This is a genomic window from Arthrobacter sp. SIMBA_036 (assembly GCF_046535135.1).
Taxonomy (GTDB): Bacteria; Actinomycetota; Actinomycetes; order Actinomycetales; family Micrococcaceae; genus Arthrobacter.
Window position 1 is genome coordinate 204526 of sequence record NZ_JAWRXG010000005.1, and the last position, 24475, is coordinate 229000.

25 protein-coding genes are annotated in these 24475 nt (G+C 63.2%); 12 read left to right on the top strand and 13 right to left on the bottom strand.

The window, feature by feature from the left end; genetic code table 11:
• The first annotated feature begins 294 nt into the window (after positions 1–294).
• The 3 genes from SB659_RS09115 (at position 295) to SB659_RS09125 (ending at position 1398) form a co-directional block, all read left to right on the top strand.
• The gene (locus SB659_RS09115) at positions 295–465 is read left to right on the top strand and encodes a hypothetical protein (protein ID WP_410550188.1); all 171 of its coding nucleotides are present in this window, start codon (positions 295–297) and stop codon (positions 463–465) included.
• A 100-nt stretch (positions 466–565) separates the two neighbouring features.
• A complete protein-coding gene (locus tag SB659_RS09120; protein ID WP_410550189.1) occupies positions 566–1087 on the top strand; it encodes a DUF6328 family protein in 522 nt (173 codons plus the stop codon).
• A 44-nt stretch (positions 1088–1131) separates the two neighbouring features.
• Positions 1132–1398 carry a Rho termination factor N-terminal domain-containing protein gene (locus SB659_RS09125; protein WP_284977029.1) on the top strand — a complete coding sequence of 89 codons (267 nt, stop codon included), beginning with the start codon at positions 1132–1134 and terminating at the stop codon, positions 1396–1398.
• 49 nt (positions 1399–1447) lie between these two features.
• Here the strand turns inward: SB659_RS09125 and SB659_RS09130 are convergent, their stop codons facing one another.
• Positions 1448–2314, bottom strand: a complete 867-nt coding sequence (locus tag SB659_RS09130; protein WP_284979364.1) for a Ku protein — start codon at positions 2312–2314, stop codon at positions 1448–1450.
• 38 nt (positions 2315–2352) lie between these two features.
• Here SB659_RS09130 and SB659_RS09135 point away from each other — a divergent pair, with 38 nt between their 5' ends.
• A complete protein-coding gene (locus SB659_RS09135) occupies positions 2353–4914 on the top strand; it encodes an ATP-dependent DNA ligase (protein WP_284979365.1) in 2562 nt (853 codons plus the stop codon).
• Positions 4915–4970: 56 nt separating this feature from the next.
• Here SB659_RS09135 and SB659_RS09140 read toward each other — a convergent pair whose 3' ends face one another.
• Together SB659_RS09140 and SB659_RS09145 are read right to left on the bottom strand one after the other, a co-directional pair.
• Complete coding sequence (locus tag SB659_RS09140; protein WP_410550190.1) at positions 4971–5237, bottom strand: hypothetical protein; 267 nt, start codon at positions 5235–5237, stop codon at positions 4971–4973.
• Between the two features lie 35 nt (positions 5238–5272).
• Positions 5273–5473 carry a hypothetical protein gene (locus SB659_RS09145; RefSeq protein WP_284977033.1) on the bottom strand — a complete coding sequence of 67 codons (201 nt, stop codon included), beginning with the start codon at positions 5471–5473 and terminating at the stop codon, positions 5273–5275.
• Between the two features lie 250 nt (positions 5474–5723).
• On the opposite strand from SB659_RS09145, the gene SB659_RS09150 reads away from it, so the two are divergent.
• Both SB659_RS09150 and SB659_RS09155 read left to right on the top strand, forming a co-directional pair.
• Positions 5724–6524 (top strand): putative protein N(5)-glutamine methyltransferase, encoded by an 801-nt coding sequence (locus tag SB659_RS09150; protein WP_410550191.1) that lies wholly within the window; start codon positions 5724–5726, stop codon positions 6522–6524.
• Between the two features lie 256 nt (positions 6525–6780).
• Positions 6781–8412, top strand: a complete 1632-nt coding sequence (locus SB659_RS09155) for an MFS transporter (protein ID WP_410550192.1) — start codon at positions 6781–6783, stop codon at positions 8410–8412.
• A 23-nt stretch (positions 8413–8435) separates the two neighbouring features.
• Here SB659_RS09155 and SB659_RS09160 read toward each other — a convergent pair whose 3' ends face one another.
• The gene (locus tag SB659_RS09160) at positions 8436–9851 is read right to left on the bottom strand and encodes a PLP-dependent aminotransferase family protein (RefSeq protein ID WP_410550193.1); all 1416 of its coding nucleotides are present in this window, start codon (positions 9849–9851) and stop codon (positions 8436–8438) included.
• Here SB659_RS09160 and SB659_RS09165 point away from each other — a divergent pair.
• The 3 genes from SB659_RS09165 to SB659_RS09175 are packed head-to-tail and all read left to right on the top strand — an operon-like array spanning position 9850 to position 11869.
• Positions 9850–10782, top strand: a complete 933-nt coding sequence (locus tag SB659_RS09165; protein ID WP_410550194.1) for a DMT family transporter — start codon at positions 9850–9852, stop codon at positions 10780–10782. The two genes, SB659_RS09160 and SB659_RS09165, sit on opposite strands and share 2 nt — an antisense overlap.
• A 40-nt stretch (positions 10783–10822) precedes the next feature.
• Entirely contained in the window at positions 10823–11446 is a 624-nt protein-coding gene (locus SB659_RS09170) for an FMN-binding negative transcriptional regulator (RefSeq protein WP_410550195.1), read from the top strand.
• A 9-nt stretch (positions 11447–11455) separates the two neighbouring features.
• A complete protein-coding gene (locus SB659_RS09175) occupies positions 11456–11869 on the top strand; it encodes a VOC family protein (protein WP_410550196.1) in 414 nt (137 codons plus the stop codon).
• Here the strand turns inward: SB659_RS09175 and SB659_RS09180 are convergent.
• On the bottom strand, positions 11866–12384 hold the full coding sequence (locus SB659_RS09180) for a GNAT family N-acetyltransferase (protein WP_410550197.1): 519 nt from the start codon (positions 12382–12384) through the stop codon (positions 11866–11868). The genes SB659_RS09175 and SB659_RS09180 overlap by 4 nt on opposite strands.
• Positions 12381–12842, bottom strand: a complete 462-nt coding sequence (locus SB659_RS09185; RefSeq protein WP_410550198.1) for an SRPBCC family protein — start codon at positions 12840–12842, stop codon at positions 12381–12383. The genes SB659_RS09180 and SB659_RS09185 overlap by 4 nt, the downstream gene beginning before the upstream one ends.
• Before the next feature lie 144 nt (positions 12843–12986).
• On the opposite strand from SB659_RS09185, the gene SB659_RS09190 reads away from it, so the two are divergent.
• Entirely contained in the window at positions 12987–14048 is a 1062-nt protein-coding gene (locus SB659_RS09190) for an FUSC family protein (RefSeq protein ID WP_410550199.1), read from the top strand.
• A gap of 10 nt (positions 14049–14058) precedes the next feature.
• On the opposite strand, the gene SB659_RS09195 is transcribed toward SB659_RS09190, so the two are convergent.
• The 3 genes from SB659_RS09195 to SB659_RS09205 form a co-directional block, all read right to left on the bottom strand.
• Positions 14059–14838, bottom strand: a complete 780-nt coding sequence (locus tag SB659_RS09195) for an SDR family NAD(P)-dependent oxidoreductase (protein ID WP_284979376.1) — start codon at positions 14836–14838, stop codon at positions 14059–14061.
• 18 nt (positions 14839–14856) lie between these two features.
• The gene (locus SB659_RS09200) at positions 14857–17931 is read right to left on the bottom strand and encodes a hypothetical protein (protein WP_410550200.1); all 3075 of its coding nucleotides are present in this window, start codon (positions 17929–17931) and stop codon (positions 14857–14859) included.
• Positions 17932–18086: 155 nt separating this feature from the next.
• Entirely contained in the window at positions 18087–19763 is a 1677-nt protein-coding gene (locus SB659_RS09205; RefSeq protein ID WP_284979378.1) for a sigma-70 family RNA polymerase sigma factor, read from the bottom strand.
• Positions 19764–19873: 110 nt separating this feature from the next.
• Between SB659_RS09205 and SB659_RS09210 the strand changes: the two genes are divergently transcribed.
• Both SB659_RS09210 and SB659_RS09215 read left to right on the top strand, forming a co-directional pair.
• Complete coding sequence (locus tag SB659_RS09210) at positions 19874–20578, top strand: hypothetical protein (RefSeq protein WP_284979379.1); 705 nt, start codon at positions 19874–19876, stop codon at positions 20576–20578.
• Positions 20579–20715: 137 nt separating this feature from the next.
• Positions 20716–21300: a helix-turn-helix domain-containing protein gene (locus SB659_RS09215; RefSeq protein ID WP_284979380.1), complete on the top strand. Its 585-nt coding sequence runs from the start codon at positions 20716–20718 to the stop codon at positions 21298–21300.
• 9 nt (positions 21301–21309) lie between these two features.
• On the opposite strand, the gene SB659_RS09220 is transcribed toward SB659_RS09215, so the two are convergent.
• The 4 genes from SB659_RS09220 to SB659_RS09235 all read right to left on the bottom strand — a co-directional run bounded on the left by SB659_RS09220 (position 21310) and on the right by SB659_RS09235 (position 24450).
• Complete coding sequence (locus tag SB659_RS09220) at positions 21310–21666, bottom strand: GNAT family N-acetyltransferase (protein ID WP_284979381.1); 357 nt, start codon at positions 21664–21666, stop codon at positions 21310–21312.
• Positions 21663–23051: an acyltransferase family protein gene (locus SB659_RS09225; RefSeq protein WP_410550201.1), complete on the bottom strand. Its 1389-nt coding sequence runs from the start codon at positions 23049–23051 to the stop codon at positions 21663–21665. Before SB659_RS09225 ends, SB659_RS09220 begins: the two co-directional genes overlap by 4 nt.
• Before the next feature lie 86 nt (positions 23052–23137).
• On the bottom strand, positions 23138–23533 hold the full coding sequence (locus SB659_RS09230) for a DUF1304 domain-containing protein (RefSeq protein ID WP_410550202.1): 396 nt from the start codon (positions 23531–23533) through the stop codon (positions 23138–23140).
• Entirely contained in the window at positions 23530–24450 is a 921-nt protein-coding gene (locus SB659_RS09235; protein ID WP_410550237.1) for an NAD(P)-dependent oxidoreductase, read from the bottom strand. The genes SB659_RS09230 and SB659_RS09235 overlap by 4 nt, the downstream gene beginning before the upstream one ends.
• Positions 24451–24475: the final 25 nt, after the last annotated feature.

A 24475-nucleotide genomic window follows, 5' to 3' on the forward strand; every position in this document is an offset into this window, starting at 1 on the left:
GACGGTCATGCGAGCGAATAGCGTTGCCAGCGAAATCCTTGGCAACCGCCCGATCATCAAATGACGACTCCCCCCAGCCTTTCATAAGGACCCTTAGTAGTACAATGAAGTGTGGTTGCTGTTCACGACCGGCGAACTTCCGTTAGGGAAAACGTCGATTCGTGGAAACGATAAAGCCCGCGGGGAGTTTATTCGCACCGAGGGCTCCGAAAATATGGAACCGAAGTAAAAGGGAACGCATCATCGGGGACCGAGACAAAGGTTGAAGATCCCCCGGAAAGGAATGTGCTGACCATGAATACGCTTCTGATTATTGCTGGCATTGTTGCGATTGTCCTTCTCCTCGTTGGCGGGTTCGCCCAAGCAGTGAGCTGGCTGCTGTGGGTGGGAATCGTCCTCTTGGTCGTCGCGGTCATCGGTTGGATCCTGAACTACGTGTCAGGCCGCCGGGGCCACACCGTATAAACCAACGCCGGCCGTAAGGGCTGTCCGAGCCGCAGTCGAACTGCACGCCGGGGCAGCCCTTTCGTGTCTGGCACCGATACGAGACGGCGGAGAGCAGACGATGTCTGAGGCTGAACAGGTCCCGCGGACCGGACGGGACGAGTCCACGGAAGAACGAATGGACCGTAACTGGATGGAGTTGATCCAGGAATTGCGCGTCCTGCAAACCGGGGTGCAGATCCTGGGCGGCTTCCTGCTGACACTGCCTTTTCAAACGCGTTTCGCGACCCTGGACGAATGGCAGAGGACGCTGTACCTCTTCAACGTGATGACCGCTGCTCTGACCACGGTCCTCATCGTTCTGCCGGTCAGTGTCCACCGCAGGCTTTTCCGGCGCGGGCTCAAGGCCGTCCTCGTTTCCAGCGCCGACATCATCACCAAGTGGGCGCTGGCCGGTGTTGCCATCCTGATTACCGGCTCAGCCTCCTTGGTCTTTGACGTGACCGTGGGCAGGACTGCGGGATTGGTGGCCGGCGGCTGCATTCTGTTGGTGGTGCTCGTTTTTGTGGTGGGCCTGCCGTTGTGGTTGCAACACCGCGCCCGGGACGAGGGCGAGGGCCACACCCCTGCGCCAGAACCCTAGAACTGCGCAGAAACCATAAACCGCTGCTGGGAAGGAACAAGAAGATGCCGCAAAAGAAAAACCCAAGCCTGAAAGATCCCGAGCTTTATGAAGAACTCCGGGAGGATGGCGCGTCGAAAGAGAAAGCTGCCCGCATCTCCAATGCGGCTGCGGCCCAAGGACGCAAGGAAGTAGGCCGCAAAGGTGGAAAGGCCGGCGATTACGACGATTGGACCGTTGCCAAGCTGAAGTCCCGCGCCAAGGAATTAGGCATCAAAGGTTATTCCGACAAGAAGAAATCCGACCTTATTTCGATGTTGCGGAACCACTGAGTCCGTTCGCCCAACCAGGTAGCAGCCTAGTTTCAAGTACGACGCCGGGTCATGCCTTTTTCTTCGCCCGCGCCTTGGGTTTGCTGGCAGCTTTCTCGGCGGCAGCGTCGTCGTCGGACGCCTTTTCCTTGCCACGTTTCTTGTCCAAGCTCCGTTTGAGGGCTTCCATGAGGTCGATAACGTCCCCGCCCTCCCCGTCGCCCTCGACGGCGCCGAAGGTGGCCTCGGTATCCAGGGCCTCGCCTTTCTCCAGCTTGGCTTCGATCAGGGTCTTCAACTGTGCTTGGTAATCATCCGTGTATTCGTCCGGATCGAAGTCGTGGGCCATGGAATCCACCAAGGCCGAAGACATCTCCATCTCCTTGTCCGTGATCTTGATGTCCGTCTCCAGGGAAGGGAACTTGGCTTCCCGAACCTCGTCGCCCCACAACAGCGCTTGCAGCAACAGCACATCTCCACGAACCCGGAGTGCACCCAGGCGGGTCTTTTGGCGCAGGGCGTACTGCACGATCGCTATCCGGTCAGTATCTTCGAGAGTCTGCCGCAACAGCATGTAAGCCTTGGGAGATTTGGAGTCCGGCTCCAGGAAATAGCTTCGCTCGTACATGATCGGATCCAACTGCTCAGCGGGGATAAACTCCACCACTTCGATTTCGCGGCTGTTTTCCTCGGGCAGGGATTTCAATTCAGCGGAGGTGAGGACCACCGTGCGGCCGTCTTCCTCATACGCTTTGTCGATGTCCTCATAAGCAACAACTTCGCCGCAAATCTCACATTTACGCTGATAACGGATGCGCCCGCCGTCCTCATTGTGGACTTGGTGCAAGCTAATATCGTGATCTTCCGTGGCGCTGTAAAGCTTCACTGGTACGTTGACCAGACCGAACGCGATAGATCCCTTCCAGATGGCCCTCATGCACCCAGTCAACAGCACATAGCAGCAGAGGAGAAGAGGTGGCAGGCAAGCAGCAGGAGCGGGTGACCGTCGAGGGGCACCAACTGACCCTCACTAATCTGGGAAAAATCATTTACCCGGAGACCGGCACCACCAAGGCTGAAGTGCTCGAGTACTACGCGGCCGTGGCGCCTTTCCTGATCCCTGCCGCAGCGAACCGTCCGGTCACCCGCAAGCGCTGGGTCAACGGAGTGGGCACCGTTGCGCACCCTGGCCAGGTGTTTTTCCAGAAGAACTTGGAGGAATCAGCACCCAAATGGATTCCTCGCGCAACCATCCAGCACTCTGACCATGTCAACGACTACCCATTGGTCAATAATCTTGCAACGCTCACGTGGATGGCCCAGATCGCGTCGTTGGAAATCCACGTTCCGCAGTGGCAGGTGGATCCGTCCGGAAAACCGCTCCGGCCCGATCGCTTCGTCTTGGATCTGGACCCCGGTCCTGGCGCAGGACTCCCCGAATGCGTCGAAGTTGCCAAGCTGGCACGCTCCATCCTCCAGGACATGGGGATGGAGCCGGTTCCTGTGACCAGCGGCAGCAAAGGCATCCACCTGTACACCGGCTTGGACGGGACACTACGCTCCGAGGACGTCTCCGCCTTCGCTCACGAACTCGCCCGCTCGCTGGAATCGGACCACCCCGATCTCGTGGTCAGCGATATGAAAAAGTCGCTCCGGCACGGGAAGGTCCTGGTGGATTGGAGCCAGAACAGCGGCAACAAAACCACCATCGTGCCCTACTCCCTCCGAGGCAAGGCACACCCCACCGTGGCGGCGCCGCGCACGTGGCGCGAACTCGCCTCGCCAACTCTGGACCACCTCGACTACGCCGCTGTCATGAAGCGCGTCAGAACCGGCAAGGACCTTTTTGCCCCTATCTCCGAACGGCACCTGCCGCCCCACGGCGAAGACGCTGACGACGACGGCGCGGGCGGGGGCCATGCATCCGTAGGCTCGGCAACACCGCGTGAGAGGGTGGTGACCGTGGAGAGCCGTCTCGCCAAGTACGTTGGCATGCGCGATCCGAAGAAGACACCCGAACCTTTTCCGGCGTCGTCTGCTGTTTCTTCAAAGGCGTCCGCCGTCGCATCATCCGAGCAACCGAAAGCAGGCGATCCCCCTCCGGCCGGCGGAATCTTCGTCATCCAGGAGCACCATGCCCGGCGCTTCCACCTGGACTTCCGGCTGGAACATGAAGGCGTCCTGGTGTCCTGGGCCCTGCCACGAGGCGTCCCGGAGACCCCTGACCGGAACAATCTGGCGGTCCATACCGAGGACCACCCCATGGATTACGCGAACTTCGCGGGGGTGATTCCTCACGGCGAGTATGGCGCCGGAACGGTCAGCATCTGGGACAGTGGCGAGTTCACCTGCGAAAAATGGCGGGACGGCAAGGAGGTGATTGCCACGCTGACCGGCCAACCCGGAGGTGGCCTGGGCGGAACCAAGCGCCTGGCGCTGATCAACACCGGAGACCGGTGGCTCATCCACTTGATGAAGGACCAGCCCGGAGGACGTCACCCAACACCCGTCACAAAAGCCCGGCCTTCGCCGTCGAAAACTATTCCGCCGGACAAGAAGCCAGCACCCCAACCAATGCCGGACTACGCCCCCATGCTGGCGACTGCGGGCACGGTAGCCGACGCGCGCGGAAAGGGTTGGCTCTTTGAGTTGAAGTGGGACGGTATACGGGCTGTCATCACGGGTACCGACGGCGGGATCCGGTTGACGAGCCGTAACGGTAACGATCTCACGGCAGCCTACCCCGAGCTCACGGACCGCGGGTTGTGGCCCGACGGGGACTTCGTGGCGGACGGCGAGATCGTGGCCCTCGGCAAGGGGTCGGTGCCCGACTTCGGGCGCCTGCAGTTGAGGATGAACCTGGTCAAAACCGCAGACATAGAACGCGCGCGGGCTTCGGTGCCCGTGCAGCTCATGCTGTTCGACCTTCTGTACGACGACGGCGCCGACCTCACCGGCCTGACGTACCGCGAGCGCCGGGACAGGCTGTCGGCGTTTACGGAGGACCTTGAGGATGACGGCCCGCTGCACGTATCGGCCGTTCTGGAGCACGACGTGGATGACCTCATGAAGAGCGCGGGGGAACTGGGCCTTGAGGGCGTCATGGCAAAGAAGGCCGACAGCCGGTACGTAGTGGGGCGCCGCAGCAGGTCCTGGATCAAACTCAAGCTGGAGCAGAGCCAGGAAGTGGTGGTGGGTGGTTGGCGGCCGGGGTCCGGAGCGCGGAGCGGCACCATCGGTTCCCTGCTGCTGGGCATCCCCGACGGCGCCAAACTTCGCTACGTGGGACGGGTGGGAACGGGCTTCAAGGACTGGCAGCTCCGTGAGATCCAGGCAACGCTCGAGTCGCGCACGGTCAGTGAGACGCCATTCGCAGACATCCCGCGTGAGGACGCTGCCGGTGCCCGTTGGGTGCGGCCTGACCTCGTAGCAGAGGTGGCGTTCGGCAACTGGACCGGTCCCGGGCGGCTACGCCATCCCGTGTGGCGCGGTTGGCGAACGGACAAGACGCCAAAGGACGTCGTCCCACCCAACTAGGTCGCGACTTAGTTGGGTCGCGACTTAGTTGGGTGGGGCGGCGCTTGGGGTTGCGGCTAGGAGGAGTGCGGCATTTGGGGGCGGCTGGTCCGGTGGACTGCCGTCACCGCCGCGCCTTGGCCCAAGCGTCCATGGCCCGGGTCGGACCCGGAACCCAAGTGGTGCCGGTGCTTACCTTTCCCATCCGGCCACGGCGCTCCTTGGTCATTGCCTAAAGCCAAGGCAATGGTTGCCGGTGCAGGCATGGGGGCCTGCCCCATGGACTCGGCCAGGTGACGCGCCAATCCGGCATCGATGTTCTCCGGCTCATGATTCGCGGTCATGACTCTTCCTCTCTCCAGTGTCCTGTCCGGTGGGTCTACCAGCGGACCTTTTTCTCCGTCTTTGCCTGCTTGCCGCTGGCCGATGTGGGCTTGTGCCCCTTGCCTGTGCTTTGCCAACCGGCTGGTGCTCCGCCGCCGGACTTGCTGGCGAGCATCGCCTTTTGGGCATCGGTGAGCTTGGATTTAATCCCACCGGTAGCAGCTTGGTTCTTATTGTCGGAAGGGTTGGCAGTCATTTGGACTCCTAAAGTGTGTGAGTCCTGATGAGACACGTATCCCGTGGCGTTTTCGGTTCAAAAAGAAGTCGTCGACAACGGGAACGGCATGGAGGCAAGCCTCAACAGGCATGGATTTTTGTCTTCTGTTAGGCGGCGGCGTCCTCCTTGGGAGGGCACGGCCGGTCTACTCAAAAATCAGTGTTCCCATGCTTCATACCCTAACGAAACTCCGGGACGTTTGTGAACCCCTTCGATTAGCATTGCACTCGTGATCCGGACAACGTCGATCGTCACCACCCTCCGTGCCGCGGGCTGCGTTTTCGCGGAGGAAGAAGCCCAGGTCCTCCTCGACGCCGCACATGACCCAGAGGAATTGTCCCGGCTTGTGGACTTACGGGTACGCGGATTGCCCTTGGAACACATCGTGGGATGGGTTGATTTTTGCGGCAGCCGCATCATGGTGGGTCCAGGCGTCTTTGTGCCGAGGCGTCGCACTGAGTTGCTGGTCACCCACGCGGCATTGCTTGCCACACCGGGCGCCGTCGTCGTCGACCTTTGCTGTGGCTCCGGGGCCATCGGTGCGGCCGTTTCCGACGCACTCGGTATCTGCCAGCTCTACGCGGCCGATATTGATCCCGCCTCGGTTGCATGCGCGCGACGAAATGTTGAAGCCCGCGGCGGGCGCGTCTTCCACGGCGACCTCTTCGCGGCCCTCCCACGGGAACTCCTCGGCAAGGTGGACCTCCTCCTGGCGAACGCACCGTACGTCCCGACCGGCTCCATCAGCATGATGCCCCCGGAAGCACGGCTCCACGAGCCGATGGTGGCGCTCGACGGCGGCGCTGACGGTTTGGATGTGCAGCGCCGGATCGCGCTCGGGGCGGCTGAGTGGTTAGCGCCGGGTGGTTCGCTCCTGATCGAGTCTTCGCGGCGGCAGGCGCCCGAAACTGCCGGAATCATGACCCGGGCGGGCTTGGTGGCGGACGTGGTCACGGACGAAGATCTCGACGCCACGGTGGTAGTGGGAACCGTCCCCTCCCTACCTGCAATCAACAGTTTTAGAGGCTAAACCGGCCCATATGGTGGGCTCAGCTCAACAATTTGGCAACAAGGTGCCCTGAAGGGCAAAAATCACCCGACTTCCGCGCCGTCGCAGGGCAAAAGAGGGCAATGAGATGCAACACAACTAGGCAATTTGCACCCTTAAACAGCCTAAAAATCGGATCTCAACTCGGGTTTTTCCATCCAACCCCGTAAAATTGAAACCCTGCCCAGAGCGGGGCAGCAGAAGTCGCAAGCAAATGACCTCCCTAGGAGCAGCCCAAATGCCCACAGACCAAAGCAACACCGTCTCCCCGAACGGCGCAAGGAACGCCGCCGGGAATCAAGGATCGGCGAGCCCTACCCCCGGTTTGCCCAACCCTGGGAACCCAGTAAAGAACTCCAAGAAAATTAAGCTCCTTCCCAAGCGCCGGCTGAGAGAATCCGACGTCAACGTGGTGGACAAGCCGATGCTGCGCAAAGCCCTCGGCGGCACGATCGTCGGTAACACGATGGAGTGGTACGACGTCGGCGTGTTCGGGTACCTCATCACCACCATGGGACCCGTCTTCCTGCCGGAAGCGGACAAGTCGGTCCAGACGCTCTTCCTGCTCGGAACCTTCGCAGCAACCTTCCTGGCACGCCCGCTTGGCGGCGTTGTGTTCGGTTGGCTGGGCGACAAGGTGGGCCGGCAAAAGGTCCTCGCAACCACCCTGATGCTGATGGCGGCCAGCACGTTCGCCGTCGGCCTTTTGCCCGGGTACGCGCAGATCGGCATTTGGGCTGCCGCGCTGCTGGTCATCCTCAAGCTCATCCAAGGTTTCTCCACCGGTGGCGAGTACGCCGGCGCCACCACGTTCGTCAGTGAGTACGCCCCGGACAAGCGCCGCGGCTACTTCGCCAGCTTCCTGGATATGGGCAGCTACATCGGCTTTGCCTTGGGCGCCGCCCTGGTTTCGGTCTTGCAGCTCACCATGGGACAGTCCGTGATGGAGGACTGGGGCTGGCGGCTTCCGTTCCTCATTGCCGGCCCGCTGGGAGTCATCGCAGTGTACTTCCGGAGCAAAATTGAGGAATCCCCCCAATTCCAAGCCACCTTGGATGCGCAGGAAGCCCTCGCCAAGGACGCAGCCTCGCAGGACGTCGCCGTCGCCAAGGGCCCGGTGGGAATCATCAAGGCATACTGGCGCCAGATCGTGCTGGCCATGATCCTCGCAGCGGCAGCCAACACCGTGGGTTACGCGCTGACTTCCTACATGCCCACGTACCTCACCGATTCCAAGGGTTACGACCCCGTCCACGGCACCCTGCTGACCATCCCTGTCCTCGTGATCATGGCAGTGTGCATCCCGCTCACGGGTAAGCTCTCGGACCGTATCGGGCGCCGTCCCGTGCTGTGGATCGGCGCAGGCAGCACTATCGTCTTCGCCATCCCGGCCTTCATGTTGATCGGGATCGGGGAGATCTGGTCCACCTTGGCAGGGCTTGCGCTGGTGGCTTTCCCGGTCACGTTCTATGTGGCCAACCTGGCTTCTGCGCTGCCGGCCCTGTTCCCCACGTCCAGCCGCTACGGCGGAATGGGGATCGCCTACAACTTCTCGGTAGCAATCTTCGGGGGCACCACCCCGTTCATCGTGCAGGGACTCATCGAGGGAACCGGCAATGACATGATGCCGGCGTATTACCTGATGGCCACGTCAATCGTTGGTGCGATCGCGATCTACTTCCTCCGCGAATCAGCCCAGCGCCCGCTGCCGGGATCGATGCCCAGCGTGGACACCGCGGCGGAGGCCAGGGAGCTTGTGGCGACGCAGGATACCAACCCGCTCATCAACCTGGACCAGATGCCGTTCGACGGCCGCCCCATCGACGATTCCGCCTTTGGCAACGGCACCAAGGATCTCGCCTCCACATAGGAAGCGCTCGACGGCGGCCTCGCCTATACGGCCAGCAAGCCCCGTACCGCCTGGCCGATGATCCGGGCGCCTTCCGGGAAGGCGCCCGGATTGGAGCCGGCGTAGTTGAGCCTGATGTAGGGTCCTTCCGGTTCGGCGGGGAACCACTCGGTTCCGGCGGCAATGAGCACCCCGGCCGCCTCGCAGTCCTTGGTGAGTTGTTCGACGTCGAACCCGTCCGGCATCCGCAACCACAGGTTCAAGCCGCCTTTGGGCAGGTGGCTGAGGTGCGCCTCCGGGGCGTGTTCGGCGAGGCTCGTGACCAGGAGGTCGCGCCTGGACTGCAGCTGGTGGCTGAGGCCGCGGAGGTGGGTCTGCCAGCCGGGTTGCGTGACGACGTCGAGCGCTGCGGCTTGGAGCAGGCCGCTGACGTACATGGACTCAGCAGCCTGGGCGCCCATGATCCGCTCACGGGCTGGGCCGCGCGCGATGATCGCAGCGATGCGGATGGATGGCGAGACGCTCTTGGTCAGCGAGCGAATGTACACCACGTGGCCGGAATCGTCCTTGGCAGCGATGGGAACGGACGGCGCGGTGATGCCGAAGTCATGGGCCCAGTCGTCCTCCACAAGGAACGCCCCGTGTTGCTGCACAATCCGCAGCACCTCTTCGCCGCGTTTGGCGGACCATTGTGCACCCGTGGGGTTGGCGAAATTGGGCTGTGCATAAAACAGCCGCGCGCCTGATTCCTCGAAAGCCCTGGCCAGTTCATCCGGATCCGGCCCATCCGGACCGCTGGGGACCGGAATGACGTTAACGCCCGCTTGGCCGGCAGCGAGCAACGCGCCCCAGTAACTGGGCGATTCCACGAGCAGCGGCTGCCCGTGACCCACCAGGCCGCGGAAAATGGAGCTGAGTCCGCTTTGGCTGCCGGGAAGAACCACGACGTCGCTCGGCTGGGGCGGCGTGACGCCCACCGGTGTGGACGCACTGAGTTCGTGGGCGAACCATGATTGCAGCTCGGGAAGCCCTTGCGCGGGCGGGCGGGACAGTGCCGCGTCTCCCCTTGCTGCGCGGGTGAGCGCGGCCCGAACGAGGCGCTCCGGCAATAGTTCCCGGGCCGGGTAGCCGGAGTGGAACGCGATGATGTCGTTCGAGGCACTGCGCATTGCGGCTGAGTTGAGTGGCCGGGCTACCTGCGCCGAGCGCAGGGCCGCAGTTTGCCACCCGTAATCCGACGGCCTCGCCGTCCGGTAAGCGCGCACGAAGGTTCCCACACCGGGACGGCTTTCGATCAAGCCCTGTGCCGTGAGCGTCCTCAGGGCCTTCTGGACCGTTACCGGGCTCGCTTGGTATTCAGCCACAAGTTGCCTGGTGGATGGCAGCTTGGCTCCCGGCGCCGCCCCTGCGATCCACTCTTTGACGCGCAAGGCGATTCGGGAACTGCTATCGTTGTTCATGAATATCAATAGTAGCGCTACTTACCTTTCGCAGCCAGTGGTATCCACCCGGACGTCGACCGGAATCTGGTGGGGCCTGCTCGGCGTCGTGGCCTTCTCCTTCACTGTGCCGCTAACCCGCGTGGCTGTGGAAGGAATGTCCCCGCTGTTCATCGGCGCGGGCCGGGCCGTGGTCGCGGCTTTGTTGGCAGCGCTGGCGCTCGGCTTGACCAAGCAACGGTTTCCCGCCGGTTCGCAGTGGTTCCGCTTGGCCGTTGTCGCGGGCGGAATTGTTGCCGGATTCCCCCTGCTCACTACTTTCGCCCTGAAAAGCACCAGCGCCAGCCATGGGGCCGTGGTCATCGCGCTACTGCCTGCAGCCACGGCAACAGTAGCTGTGATCCGGGGCCGTGAACGCCCACGTCCTCTGTTCTGGGTCCTGACAGCAATCGGCGTGATCGCGGCCCTCGTGTTCGCCTTGGTCCAGTCCGGCGGCTTCGGCTCACTCCACTGGGCGGACTTGCTGCTGCTCGGTGCAGTGGTGGCTGCCGCCATCGGTTACGCGGAAGGCGGCTTGCTGGCCCGGGAGCTCGGAGCGTGGCAAACCATCTCCTGGGCGTTGGTGGTGGCTTCTCCGGTGATGATCCTGCTGACAATTGTTTCCCTTGGTGCGGGAGCTCCTTCCGCTTCGCCCGCCCAATGGTTGTCCTTCGCTTATCTCGGTGTGGTGAGTATGTTCCTGGGCTTCTTCGCTTGGTACCGAGGATTGGCCATCGGGCCCATGGCGCAGGTCAGCCAGATCCAACTGGTCCAGCCAGTGTTGAGCATCGCATGGGCCGGCCTGCTGCTCGGCGAGCCGATGACCTGGACCACCGTGGTGGGCGGCCTCGCGGTGATCCTCTGTGCTGGTGCTGCTGTCCGCGTGAGGCTTGGGCCGCCGTCGAACTCATGACATCCCCTTGAAGCTATTTGCCCCCTGAAAGGACGCCTCCATGTACACCCCCGCGCATTTCGCCGCCTCCCCTGAAGCCGTTGACTCCCTGCTCCTCAACTCCGGCACCGCCAACCTCATCACGATGTCGCCGAGCGGCTTGCTTGCCACCCTGCTGCCGTTCGCCTACGACCCCACGATCGGTGAGCACGGAGCCCTGCAGGCGCATATGGCCCGCAACAACACCCAGTGGTCGGCCCCCGTCACGGGAGAGGCGCTCATGATCCTGCAAGGTGCGGATGCCTACATTTCGCCATCTTGGTATGCCTCCAAAGCTGAGCATGGCCGCGTGGTGCCAACGTGGAATTACTCCACCGCGCACGTCTACGGCGAGCTCGTGATACACGACGACGTCGACTGGCTCGCCCGGCATGTGCGGCGCTTGACCGACAAACACGAAGCGCAGATGCAGCACCCTTGGACTGTGGACGAAGCACCCGAACGGTTCATCGCCGGGCAGCTAAGGGCGATTGTCGGCGTCGAACTCGTGATCAGCAGGGTGGAGGCGAAGACCAAACTCAGCCAAAACAGGGCTCCGGCTGATGTCGATGGCGTCATCGCCGGTCTCCAAGCACGCGGCGATCTCCACAGTGCTGCCGATGTGGAACGGGCACGGACCTCGTAGACTCGGCGCATGCGAGACACTGCTGCTACGGGACCTGTAGGGTCCATCCACCACCTTGAAATCTGGGTACCGATTCTTGAGCGTGCCCGCGATGAGTGGGGGTGGCTCCTGGGCGAACTGGGCTATCAGCCGTTCCAGGAATGGCCCACCGGATGCAGCTGGAAGCTCAATGGCACGTACGTCGTGGTGGAACAAACAGACGCCATCACCGGCACCGCGCATCGTCGCACCGATCCGGGCGTAAATCACGTGGCTTTCCATGCGGGCACACGGGAAAACGTGGACAGGATCCGGGCGCTCGGTGCCGATGCCGGCTGGTATGAGATGTTCGAGTCAAAGTACCCGCACGCCGGCGGTCCCGATCATTACGCCGCGTACCTTCTTAATACCGACAGCTACGAGGTGGAGTTGGTGGCCGATTAGCGACCCGGTGGAACCGCGGGCCGCCACATCGCCACCCGCAGCCAACGGGTCAGCCCCAGGTCAGCCTCGTGGTTCATCAGGCGAGCGAGCTCCGGTCCCCAGCTGCCGGCGTCGAGCACGTCGAACCCCAGGCGCCTGTAATACGGGGCGTTCCACGGCACATCGCGGAAAGTGCTGAGTGTCTGTCGGCGCATCCCGTGGCCCCTGGCCCAAATCCGGGCGGCGTCCAGCAGTTCCCGGCCCAGGCCTTGATGTGCCTGATCCGGGTGGACGCTGACCTGTTCAACATGTGCGTCACCGTCCACGACGTCGGCCAGCAAATAGGCCAGCGGATAGTCGAGCCCGTCGACGTACACCCATGCCCGGCCGGCGTTTGCGTAGCTGTTCAGCTTCTCCACGGAGAACGGTTGGTCATCGGCGATGGCGTCCATCCCCAAGTTCCGGAAGGTCTCTCCGGCGGCCCGTTCAATCTGCTGCATGATGACCAGGTCGTCCGCATGCGCTAACCGGATCATTGGTGGGCGTCCGGTGCTTGCCCCACCAGGAATTCGTTGCGTTTCTCGATGAGGTTCTGCAGGTAGCGGGCCAGGACCAACTTCTCCACCAACCTGCCCAGCGGCCCGAAGGGCGCGGCGAACTCCACGGTGTCCACCATGAGGGTCCCGCTGCCGTCGGGCCGGAACTCGTGCGTGTGCCGGAGGTACTTGAAGGGGCCCTTCACCTGCTCGTCAGAGAACGACGCCGGTGCATCCATCCTTACGATGCGGCTGGTCATGCGGAACCTCACTCCGAGGTGCCATGCCTGCCATGTGACGGTCTGCCCTTCGGAGATCAGTCCCGAGGTAACGCCACCGATTGCCTTCTCCCGGCTCCGCGTCATGGACCCGACATGGGCGTCGATGTTGCGGGAGAGATCAAAGAGCTCTTGCGGCGACATGGAGGAGCGGGTGCGGCAGACGAAAGCTACTGGCATATCTTGATCTTCCCAGACCCGGGGCCGCCTGCGCCGCACGCTTGCTACGGGTTGTGAATGCCCGATGGCATCGCCACGCACGATCCTGATAGTTTTCGTAACAGGCAACGACGCTCACCACCCACAATGCGCTCACGACCCACAATGATTGGCGGTGTACCCGTGCCGACGTTCCTGGGGCATGCCCGCGATCTGTACAGGATGGGCCCGGCGAACAACGACAAGCTCTCGGCCCTGAGGGTTGCTGTCAGCGTTGCCGTGCCGGGGGTTTTCCTGGTCTTGGTCGGGCGGCCCGAGTTGATGATGTACGCGGTCTTCGGCGCACTGACAGGCATGTACGGCCGCCATGAATCCCACCAACTCCGCCTTAAGCACCAAGGCCAAGCCGCTGCGATGCTCCTTGGTGGCGTCTGCATTGGGGTGGCCCTATCGGTCAATCACATCAATTCCTGGTGGCTGGTGCTGGTAGAGGCACTGTTCGCTGGAGTCGGGTCACTGTATGCGGACGCAGTGCGGCTCAAACCCATCGGGCCCTTCTTCGGCATCTTGGCGCTGGGTGCCTGCGCTTCCGTCCCAACGAATGTCCCCTGGGCCGTCGCGGTACTCATCGCAGCGGCCTCCGCCGCCTTCTCCGTGGTGATCGGCTTTGCCGGCTGGTTCCGACGGCGGACGTGGCTGGCGGGTGCCACCCGAAATATTTCCTTGCTCCGCGGCCCCCTGAACCGGGCGGGCCTGGTACATGCCGCACGCTACTTATTGGCTGTGGGCGTCACAGGCATTATCGGCGTCCTTACCGGCAGCGGCCACCCGCACTGGGCCATGGCTGCCGCGGCTGTTCCGCTTGCCGGCGCGGACCTGCCCAGCCGCGTCCACCGTGGTATCCACCGCATCGTGGGGACGTTCCTCGGGTTGGCGGTGGTCGCCGTCGTACTCTTCCCGGGCCCGCTGTCGCCGTTGCAGTACTTTCCAGGCCACGCCGCTGTGGTGCTCGCCGCGGTGGTGATCCTTTGCCAATTCCCCACCGAACTGTTCATGGCCAGGCATTACGGCTGGGCCATGGTGTTCTTCACGCCCGTGATCCTTCTGGTCGGGCAACTCGCGGCACCCATAAACCCCGGGGTGCTCGTGACCGAACGCGCGATTGAAACTTTCGTGGGAGCAACGGTAGGGATCGCGACGGCGGTGGTGGTCCAGCGGCGCCGCTAACGAGTCGCCTCTAACCGGCCAGTGGACGGCGCCGTGGACCAGATGTGAGCTTGGCGGGCAGGATCTTCGCGAAAAAGCTGGCCACCTTGTACCGGCGAGTGGGAATGGAAACTCCCTTGCCTTTTGCGTTGTCGGCCAACCCTTCGCGAACCACACGCTCGGCTGTGAGCCACAGGATACGGGGAGCCACGGTCTTGTCCATGCCCATCCGCTCGTGGAATTCAGTATGAGTAAAGCCCGGGCACACCGCGGTGATCTGCACCCCGGACTTCCCGTACGCGGTGTTCGCCCATCGGCTGAACGTCACCTGCCATGCCTTGGCGGCCGAATAAGTGCCGCGGTTGGCGAAGGCGGCAACGCTGGCCACGTTGATGATCCGGCCCTTCCCCCGCGCCAGCATCACCTCCAGAGCGGCGTGGCACAGTTCCATTGGCGTCTGGACATGGAGCCGAAGATGCCGCCTCTCCTCATCCACGCTGTTGAGCTCGAAGGACTTCAACAGCCCGATCCCCGCGTTGTTGACCAACACATCCACAGGACGTCCAGCGTCCCGCAAGCGGTCTGCAACAGCTGAAACCCCGACGTCGGTAGTCAAGTCTGCGCGGAGGATCTCCACTGAGATGCTGAAGTCACGTTCAAGCTCCTCCGCTTTAGCCGCAAGGCGCTGCTCGTCACGGGCTACCAGCACCAGATGATGCCCCGCTTCGGCCAGTTGACGGGCAAATTCGGCGCCCAGGCCGGCGCTGGCACCAGTGACCAAGGCAGTGAGTTCATTGGCTCGAGTCGTCATCCGCCCAGACTACGCGCCTCACGCTCCTGAATTGTCTGGCGCTGCTTGTTCGGCGCTGGCTATTTGGCGGTGGGTTCTCCGACGCTGCATTAGGAGAAGGAACATGCCTGCACCGATCGCAACCAGCGCAACGGGTATCGCCGTGAGCGCGACGCCGGTCGAGGCCAAAAAGCCGTAGGCTTGGGGGCCGCTGCTGGACATCCCCTGCCCTGCCGACGCGCCGACTCCGGAGCCGCCCGTTCCCGATCCGCTTGTTCCCGAGCCAGCCACCCCGACCCCCGGCACTCCCCAGCTGACGGTTCCAACCCCACCGGTTCCCGCTCCGGTGCCCGGAGATCCCCAAGGTGCACTCCCGTTGCCTCCACCACCGGAATCCGAGCGTGAAAGTGAGGGGAAGGTGACAACCACGCTGGCTCGGGGTGTAGTGGTCCTTGGGCCAGCGGGAGGTGTGCCGCTGGCCGTGGCTGTGTTGCGAACAGCGCCGGCGATCACATCAGCTCCGTTGATCACGTAAGTCGCAGTGGCCGTCATTGTTTGGCCCGGGAGCAAGGTGCCGGCAGCAGCCGGCCATTTGTACGCCAAGCCCGAAAGCCCAGGCAGCGCATCGTTGATTGCCACTGCACGCAGGCTGACAGCGCCTATGTTCCGGGCAGTGAACGTGTAGGTAATGACATCCCCGCTGCGTGCTGGATCGCCGACCCGTGAAACATCGGCAGCCTTGGCAAACTGCAGGCCGACGTTTGGCGTCAACGCAGTGTCCACCGCGACGGGAGGAGGCGCCAGGGGAACCCCGGAGGGAGGAGTGCCGCCCACCGTCACACTGTTCAGCAAGTGCCCGGCGTCGATGTCCGGTTGCTTAACTTCATACTTGACCGTGGCGGTGACGGTTTGTCCTGGCAGCAGCTCCCCCAAGGCACCTGGCCAGGCGTAGCTTAGGGCCGCGAGACCAGGCAACGGGTCCACGATGGAGATGTTCCTCAGAGTGACATTTCCCGTGTTCTTCGCTGTGACGTTGTACCTGATCGGGTCACCCACAACCGACGGCGAATGCATTCCCGAGACATCTGCCACCGTGGAAAATGACATGGCCGGTGCACCAACCAAGGGAGTGTCGGTGGAACTTGAAGCAGCAGGCAACCCGGGTCCTACGACGGGCGTTGCGCTGGCCGTGCTGCTGTTGGCGACGTGTCCGGCGTCGATGTCCGATTGGGTGATGCGGTACGTCGCTGTCGCAGTGACAGTCTGGCCGGGGAGCAGCTTGCCCGGGGTTCCCGGCCAAGCGTAGGCCAAGGCCGGGAGGCCGGGCATCGGATCCTCGACGGCCACATTCAGCAGCGTGACATTGCCGGTGTTCTTCGCCGTGAACGCGTACGTGATCCGGTCACCGGCGAGCGGTGGCGAATGAAGGCTGCCGACGTCGGCCGACTTTGCGAAAGTAAGGCCCGGTGACGCGAGTGCGGTGTTGGTCACCACGCAGCTGATGTCCGATCCTGCCACAGGCCTCACGGCCACGGAGCCGGACAGGGAGCCGGACAGGGAGGCACCCGCAGGCAGGCCCGGCTGCAAACCATTGGCGTCGGCACAGGTGATGGACCTCGCGTAGTCGGAAAGATCGCCGCCGGACTCGCTCAGATAGTACGTGGTTCCGGAGTCCGCAATGGAGCGGCCGGTATCGCCAGTGCCCGCGGCCACCAGGGAGCCCGAACCGGTGGTCGAGGAAGCGGTGGGGTCGTTCGCGATTGGGCCATCGGGCGAACCGCTGTGGATCTCCATGGTGAATTGGTCCGCATCGTTCAGCCGAGGCGTGGCGAACGCACCGCTGAGCGCGATCCTGGGCGCACGTACCACGAGGGCGGCATTAGCCGGCGGGTTCAAATTAGTCACAACGTTGGCGACCCGGTTGGTGTATGTCCCCTCCCCTTGCGCCGTGACATCCACCGTCACCGTGCATGAGGAAACACCCTGGGCCAGGCCACCCCCCGAAACAGTCACGGAGTTGCTCCCCGCGGCCGCATTGGCCGAATACGGGTTGGTACCTGGATCTTGGGTGCAGGTACCGCCAATATTCGGGACCGCCGCAACAGCCAGTCCGGCCGGGAGGTTATCGGTAATGGACCAGTCCGGCTTGGCCTTGAGGTCATCAGTGTTCGTGACGGTCAGCGTCAACGTGGAAGTTCCGTGCGGAGCAATCAACGCCGGCGCGAACGCTGTATCCAGCTGCGGCGTGACGTCTACGATTTGCGGAAGGTCGACGGCGACGTCGTTACCGACCCCGCTGCTGGCCTCATTCCTGATGTCCAGGCCAAGGGAAATCGCCGGGCCGGAGGGGATCCGGTAGGCAGCGGACTCCAGCTTGGTGGTTTCAGTGCTGCCGCCTTGGGTTGTGTTGGCCCCGCAGGGGTCGAGTCGCGCACCGAGCACCACCGGTGAGCCGTTGACGAGGAGGCTGAAGGTCTCCCTGGCGTGCGTCGCCTGGCAGTTGACTTGGGCAAAGTAGCCCGAGACCGCGTAGTAGTGGCCGGCGATGGCAGGTATTCCCGTGCTTCCACTGCGGAGTTCACTTCCGGCCGTGATTGCTCCCGACATGCTGTTGGTGTATTCCGACAAAACCTGGTTCTTTGCCGCCTGTGCTGGCGTTTGTCCCTGCGCAAGGCCCAGTTTCATGGCCATGTCGCGGACTTGGTTCCATCCATTGGGCTGGTTGTGGGCGCAACCTGCATCCGAGGTTGGCAGCGGGCTGGAGGAATTCAGGATCCAGCCGTCGCACTGGCCTCCGGCCGGGGTGTAGGGCAGATCGGCGCTGTACGTTTCACCTGCGGCGGCCGGCCCTCCAACGTAATCGAGGATGCTGATGGCGCCGCCACTTGCGTCCTGGTTGGAGAAGTCCTCGGAGTAGATGACCGCTCCAGGCTGGGTGGCACCGGGTGTGCCGGGCGCCGTGGTGGGGACCAGCGCCCTCGCTTGGGCGGGAACCGATGTTTGGGCGGGAACCGTCGCTTGGGCGGGCACTGACAGTGCGCCGCCCGCTCCCAAGGAGATGGCCGCTGCGGCTACGAGGGTCGCCAGCATCCTCGGTGGGCGTGTGGGCTTCATGATTCTCGTACTTCTCCGTAGGACTGGCTCAACCGATATTGTCACGGCCGAAGCACACTCCGCGGTCGGCCAGGGCATCCAAACAACAGGAGCCCAAAGACACAGTGGCGGGACTACGTAAATCGTGACGCGAAATCGAAAAAAGTTTTTAAGTTTTAGTTGAAGGTGTTGGAGAACGTGGTTGGGACGATCCCTTGACCACCGAATTGGTAGTTCAGGGTTCCGCTGCCGCTGCCAGCCGGCAAAGAAACCTCGAGCGCGAACGCAAGCTGTTGAGGATCCATGGCATCGGTGGAACACCGAATCTGTTTGCCGGCAGAGCCCGTGTCGGCACAGGTCCACCCGGAGGGTGCCCGCGTCCTTCCTTGAACGAAGCCAGCTTGGTCCGGCAAGGTGAAGACCACTTCGGCGGCGGTCGGCGTTCCATTACCCTGCAAACTAAATTGCACCTGTAGCTGCCGCTCAGCCGCCGATGGGCCAATCGAAGAAGCGAACGTTGCATCAACAGTTTCGGTTGACGCCGCGGCAACCGCCTGGGGCGCAGTCGTTGCGGACACCAGGCCGGAGTCCACCACCGTGGAACTCCGCGGAGGCAGCCCCACGCTGGGGACCACAACGACAGTCGCTTGCGGCCCAGACACTGCAGGCTCCCCAGCCTGCACCGCAGCAGCGGGCGACGACGGCGCGGAGCCCGGTTCCGGCGTCGAACTCGGCGACGAAATGGGGACACTGGGCGTGACGGTGGGCCCGGCGTTGGCCGTGGCAATGGGCGACGGGTTACCGGCAGTTGGCCGGGCAGGGGCTTTGCTGGCTTCGTCGGTGGCTACGGGAGCATGCGTGGTCGAACTCGCTTGGGCAAACCAGACGAGAACCGCCACCAACGCAACGACCCCCAACGCAATAGCCGCCGCCAACCTCACCAGCCGGCCCAGGCCTCCGGGCCGTTGAGCCTGGGCGGGCACCGCCGTGCTCCCCGCTCCTGAGGACGGCCCCATCGCCGTCGCAGCAGATGCCAGAGACGCCGCAACGCCTGGAGTGAATGCGATCCCGGTGATCAGCGGAATCAGGACTGCCCGCATTCCACCCTGAACGTCGTTGAGCTCAATGAGCAGCGCGGTGCATTTAGCGCACGTCTCAAGGTGCGCACTGACCTTTTCTTGGGAGGTTCGCTTCAGTGCGTTGCGGGCATAGCGACCCAGTTGGCTGGCGAATTCTCCGCAGGCTGCATCCACCGTTTGGCTGATGTGTTGTTGCAGGTAGGCTTGGCGGAGGCCCTCCCTCGCCCGGATGGCCAGGGATGAGACACCGTTGGGGGTGAGGCCCACCAAGGGGGCCGCGGCCGCAGGTTTCAGGCCTTCAATGTCAACGTGCCAAAGGACTGCCTGCCAGCGTTCAGGCAGCGATTTGAATGCTTTGGCCATGATGGTCGACTCAAGATCACTTAGCACGGGATCCGAATCGGTCACGGCGGTATCGAGGATCGCATCATCGGCTGCGGTCGCCATCCTCCTGGCCTTACGGTTCCGATCGTGGGCTGTCCGGCGGACCACCGTGAGGAGGTAGGAGCGGAAGAACTCGTTGGGCCCTTTACCTTCCCGCAGCAGTTGGAAGATCGCGGCGAAGGACTCCGCCACAACATCATCGGCGTCGCTGGGGTTGTCCGTCTGCGCTCGGGCAACATACTGGGCCACCTTCAAGTGGCGCTCGTAGAGCACGTTAAAGGCATCGGTAACGCCTTGGCGGACCAAGGCGATGATATGGGGATCGTCGTCCTTGGCCTTGGCCAAGTCCGGAGACGCCCCATCGGCTCCGACCGCAAATAGTTGATCCATAAACAGTAGTGTGACATCACAACCTGTGTGACTTGAATCGGTGCCGAAGTACCTGTAGAGAACCTAACTATTTTTCGTCACGATTCCGACGCTTGCCGCACTCCTAGGGCATGACCCCTGACACCGGTAACATCGGCGACGCCGCCGGATCTCCCCGTGCTTCCATGGATGCTCGACGTCGCCCGTTCCTCAAGCTGATGCGAGCCATCCACAACGACGCCAGACAGCAACAAACCGCAATAGTGCGTACCCTGCCCGCACACCGCTCGGCCGCGCTGGCCAAGAAGAAGAACGCAGGGCATATTGCCCTGGTTTATGGAGCGGACAGGCCTGTGGCGATACCGGGAGACGTCGTCATTTTCACGGCGTGGATTACCAACGACTCCCGGAGCCACCTCAAGGACGTCCGCCTGATACCCCGTTCCTTCACCAATGAGGGGATGGAGATGCTTGAGTACACATCCCAACCGGTGGAACGCGATCTCAAGATTGCGCTGCTGGGTCCCGGCCAATCCGTGATGCGGAGCTTCTCCTACTTGGTGACCGATTCGGATCACCTCCACGGAGGCAGCGTAATCAGCGCCATGCAGGTGCGGGCTACGTGCCGTGGGCAGGTCATTACCGACGAGCATGACGCCATTGTTTCCCTCAGTGGCTCACGGAAGGACTGGCCATTCGGAGCCACGAGGAACGGATTGCCATACCGGGCGTCCACCGCCCTCCCGCCTCTCCTGCCCCGACGCCGCGCACCGCGACCGAGGCCTGGCCATATGGGCATTATGGAAGTCGAAGGACCCTCCAGCACTCCTAATTGATGACTACCAGTCCCAGCATCGGACCCGGACCGTGGCCCGACCTGGACCGTACCGTGTCAGTTGCCGGTTCTTTCGCCGACGGATACGGTGAACCTGACAAAGGGCACGCAGGAGGCAAGCGATCAGGGGGCTTTCGCATGCCGAATTCCAGCGTTATGAGCTCCGTCCGTACGGAGTTCCTGGCGGCGGTGGCCGAAGGGGTCGGCCCCTATGAAGTAGCCGAACACCTGGGCGTTCCCTTGGATACGGTCCGGCTCTGGTTGTCCAGGCTGGGAGAGCTCACCACGGGACTCCACGTCATCAGCGGCCCCAATTGCGGGAGCAGCAACGCAGTCGCCTTTGTGCCAGGACTGACAGTCATCCACACCCCGGACGTGTTTGATGCCTCTGCAGACCAAGTTGTCACCTTCACCGCGGATGTCATGAACGACGGCGGAACACCCTTGCGGGGGATCACCCTGATTCCCTACTTTCGGCTGGGAAAGTCGCGGAACAAAGCCCGCGCCAACAGCGGCAATCTCGAGGCACTGCCCTGCTCGCCGCATCTGTTGGGCACCCTGGAAGCGGGCGACATGTGCTCCCAAAGGTTCAGCTATTGCATTACCTCACAAGACGTTCGCCGCGGGGCGGACTTGGTGAGCGGAGTGGCAGTCAGGGCCACCACGGGTGAGGGGCAGGAAGTTAGCGAGGAATGCGAAGCTCGGGTGCGACTCTACTCCTAGCAGCCGCGGTCAGTCGTTATCCGGCTCGCCCACGGGCTTTTCCAAAGGCCAGTCGACATCCTGTCCGTATCCTTCGTGCTTCTTCAAGTAGGCCGCTATGTACGGGCAATGCGGAATGATCCGTTTGCCCGACGCCACGACGTCATCGAGTGCGAAGTGGGCGAGCACCTTCGCCAGGCCTTGGCCCGTGAACCCGGGCTTCGTCTCGGTATGTGTGAAGTCGATGTGGCCAGGCCGGTCGAGGAACTGTGAAATCACTGCCAGCTCGCCACCGACGTGAAGCTCGTAGCGGTGGAATTTGTCGTTGCGTGTGGTGGTAACCCCCGCCGGGAACGACTCTGCCAGGGAATCCGTGTACTCGCTCATGACTCGAGGTTGGCACGTAAACCCGGCTCTGGCAACGTGGCCCGAATTTCCGTTGACGGCTCCGGAACGATTTCTTCCAAGGGAGGCAGCACAGGGGTTGGGACCCTGCCCAAAAGCAGCACCGCGAGGGCGAAACACGCCGCTCCCCCGCCCAGCAACGCCAGCGTCAGGCCATTGAAAGCTGCGTCCGCCACAGGGACAAAAACCACGACGGCGGCCGTCACCACAGCGACATGCGACGGGCCGCGCGCGTGGCTGGCCGCCGTCGGACGGTTCTCCAAACGCCCGAAAATCCAGACGACGGGCAACAAGGCAGCAATGACTGCGAAGAAGACCGGGATCCGGGCCCACCACCATTCGGCGGCGTCGTCCGGAGGCAGGGAAATATCCGTGAGCAACAGCAGCCCGGATAGTGCCACCAAGACCGGAAGGTGCCAAAGGTAGACCGTCATGGAACGCCTACCAGCCACAGCGATGACCATCTGGACCCAGCGAATGTTCGCCACGGCATCGATTCCATTCCGGAGGAGCTGGAGGGACGCGGTCTGTGAGATAGCCAGCAGGAGTAGGCACAGGTTAGGAGGATTGAGGTCCACCACCATGTTCCCAGGGTAGACGCCCACCCCCGTGACGAGGCCCAAGAGGACGTTGCTTGATGCGATCGCGCCAACCAACCACGTGCGGCCGCGGTTGTCGAAAAACCCGTCGGCCCGGAGGAACCCCAGCTGCTGTACCGCACACCAGACGAAGATCATGTTGATAAATGCCAAAATCGGAAGGGCGCCACGCAGCGAATCGACCGTGATGATGAGCACCACCAAGACGGCCAAAGTCAGCATCGGCGCACGGCTGTGCAACCGGGACATGACCGGGATGCTGAGTTGGGCGGTGAGGTACGCCGCCAAGAACCAGAGCGGCATCGCGGCGCCGGTGGTCATCAGCTGGATGACCCTGGGGTCCACACCCAGCAGCAACGCCGCCCAGAGGCCTCCCCACATCATGGCGAGGAGGGCCATGGCCGGGCGGACCAGGCGTAGGAGCCGGATTTGGGCGAAGTCGAATCCGTTACCGCCGCGGGCTCGCAGGCGCCGCCATGATTGGAGCCCGGTTTCGCCGCCCAGCACGAAGAACAGCGGCACGATCATGAACACCCACCCCACGGGGTCGAACCAGCTCTGGTCCATCAACGTGTTCCGGGTTGTCACTGTTCCGTCCCTATGCAGGACGGGGTTGACCATCAGGCAATGGGCAGCCACCACCAAGAGTAGGCAAGTAAACCGGACAAGATCGATGGCCGGCTCCCTCTGCGGTGCCGGTTCCCTCTCCGGTGCCGGCTCGCCCTGCGCAGTCCGCTGCTCGGCGGCCGGGTGCCCGTTCCTCTCCATGACTCTCCCTATGAAGCACGCCCGTGCGTGTTGCCTCCATTCTGCTCCCGCAGTGGTACTTGGGCCAGCAAGCCAGCCCCGTGGCCTTAGCTACCCAGGGCCACAGCAAGCACGCCGAGCACGACGGCGAGCGCCGGCGTCGTGCCTTGGATGGCCGCCGCCCGGAGGTACTTTTTGCCGCTGGCCGCGAGGACCAGCGCGGCAAGCAGCATCGATCCGCAACTGGCGAAGATGAGCGTCCAACCGACCTGCGGAGCGCCCATGGCCACGGCAACGATGCCGATCAGCGCGCCGACGGCCAGGAATAGGTTATAGAAGCCCTGGTTATAGGCGAGCGACTTCGTGGTCTCGGCGTCGGCCTGCGAGGTGAGGCTGAACCGCTTCCACGTGGCCGGCTTGGTCCACGTGATGGATTCCATGGTGAAGATGTACACGTGGAGCACGGCAGCGATGAAGGCGAATACCAGGGAGGCCAGGGTCATGGCTTGATCCTAGCCTCCGGATTCCGCTTGGTCGGCGCAAGGACCTTGATAACGGCTGAGTCGTCTGCGGCGGCAAGGCCCTGGGCCTGACCCAGAAGGTAGAGCTGTTCAGCAGCAGCCGCCACAGGGGTGGCCAAGCCGGCGGAGCGGGTGGCTTTGCCCACGATGCCCATGTCCTTGACGAAGATGTCCAGGCGGCTGAGGACCTCTGCGCCGTCGTCGTTATAGGCCTCAAGCATCCGGGGGCCGCGGTTGGAGAGCATGAAGGACCCGGCAGCTCCGGCTTCGAGTGCGGCGAGGGTGTTGGCTTGGTCGAGGCCGAGGGCGTCGGCGAGGGCCATCGCTTCAGCGGCGGCTGCGATATGGACGCCACACAGCAACTGGTTGACGGTCTTGAGGGCCTGGCCGTCGCCCGGCTTGTCGCCCACGACGCTCAGGGTGGACGCCAGCAGTTCGAGCACGGGCCGGGCTTTTTCGAGTGCTTCAGGCGCAGCCCCGACCACGATCAGCAGGTCGCCTTCCCCGGCGCGCTTCGGGCCGCCAGATAGCGGAGCGTCCACCAGCGCCACGCCGTACCGGGAAAGCTGCGCCACCGTGGCGGGGATGGCTTCGGTGCCTACGGTGCTGCCAAGAATGACGACGGCGCCCGGCTTCAGGACCGAGGCCACGCCGTCCTCACCGAAGAGGACCTCGTTGAGCTGGTCGCCGTTGCGCACGGCAAGGAGGAGGGCGTCGGCGCCGTCGCATGCTTCGCGGGCAGAGCCGAAAGTCTTGATGCCGGCCTTTGCGGCGAGCTCCAGTCGGGCGTCGGCGATGTCGAAGCCGTGGACCGTTAATTCGGTTGCGAGGCGAGTCGCCATCGGTAGGCCCATGGCGCCGAGGCCCAGGACGGCGACGGTGAAGTTGTTGCTGGTCATCATGTTCTCCATTGAAACGTGGCGG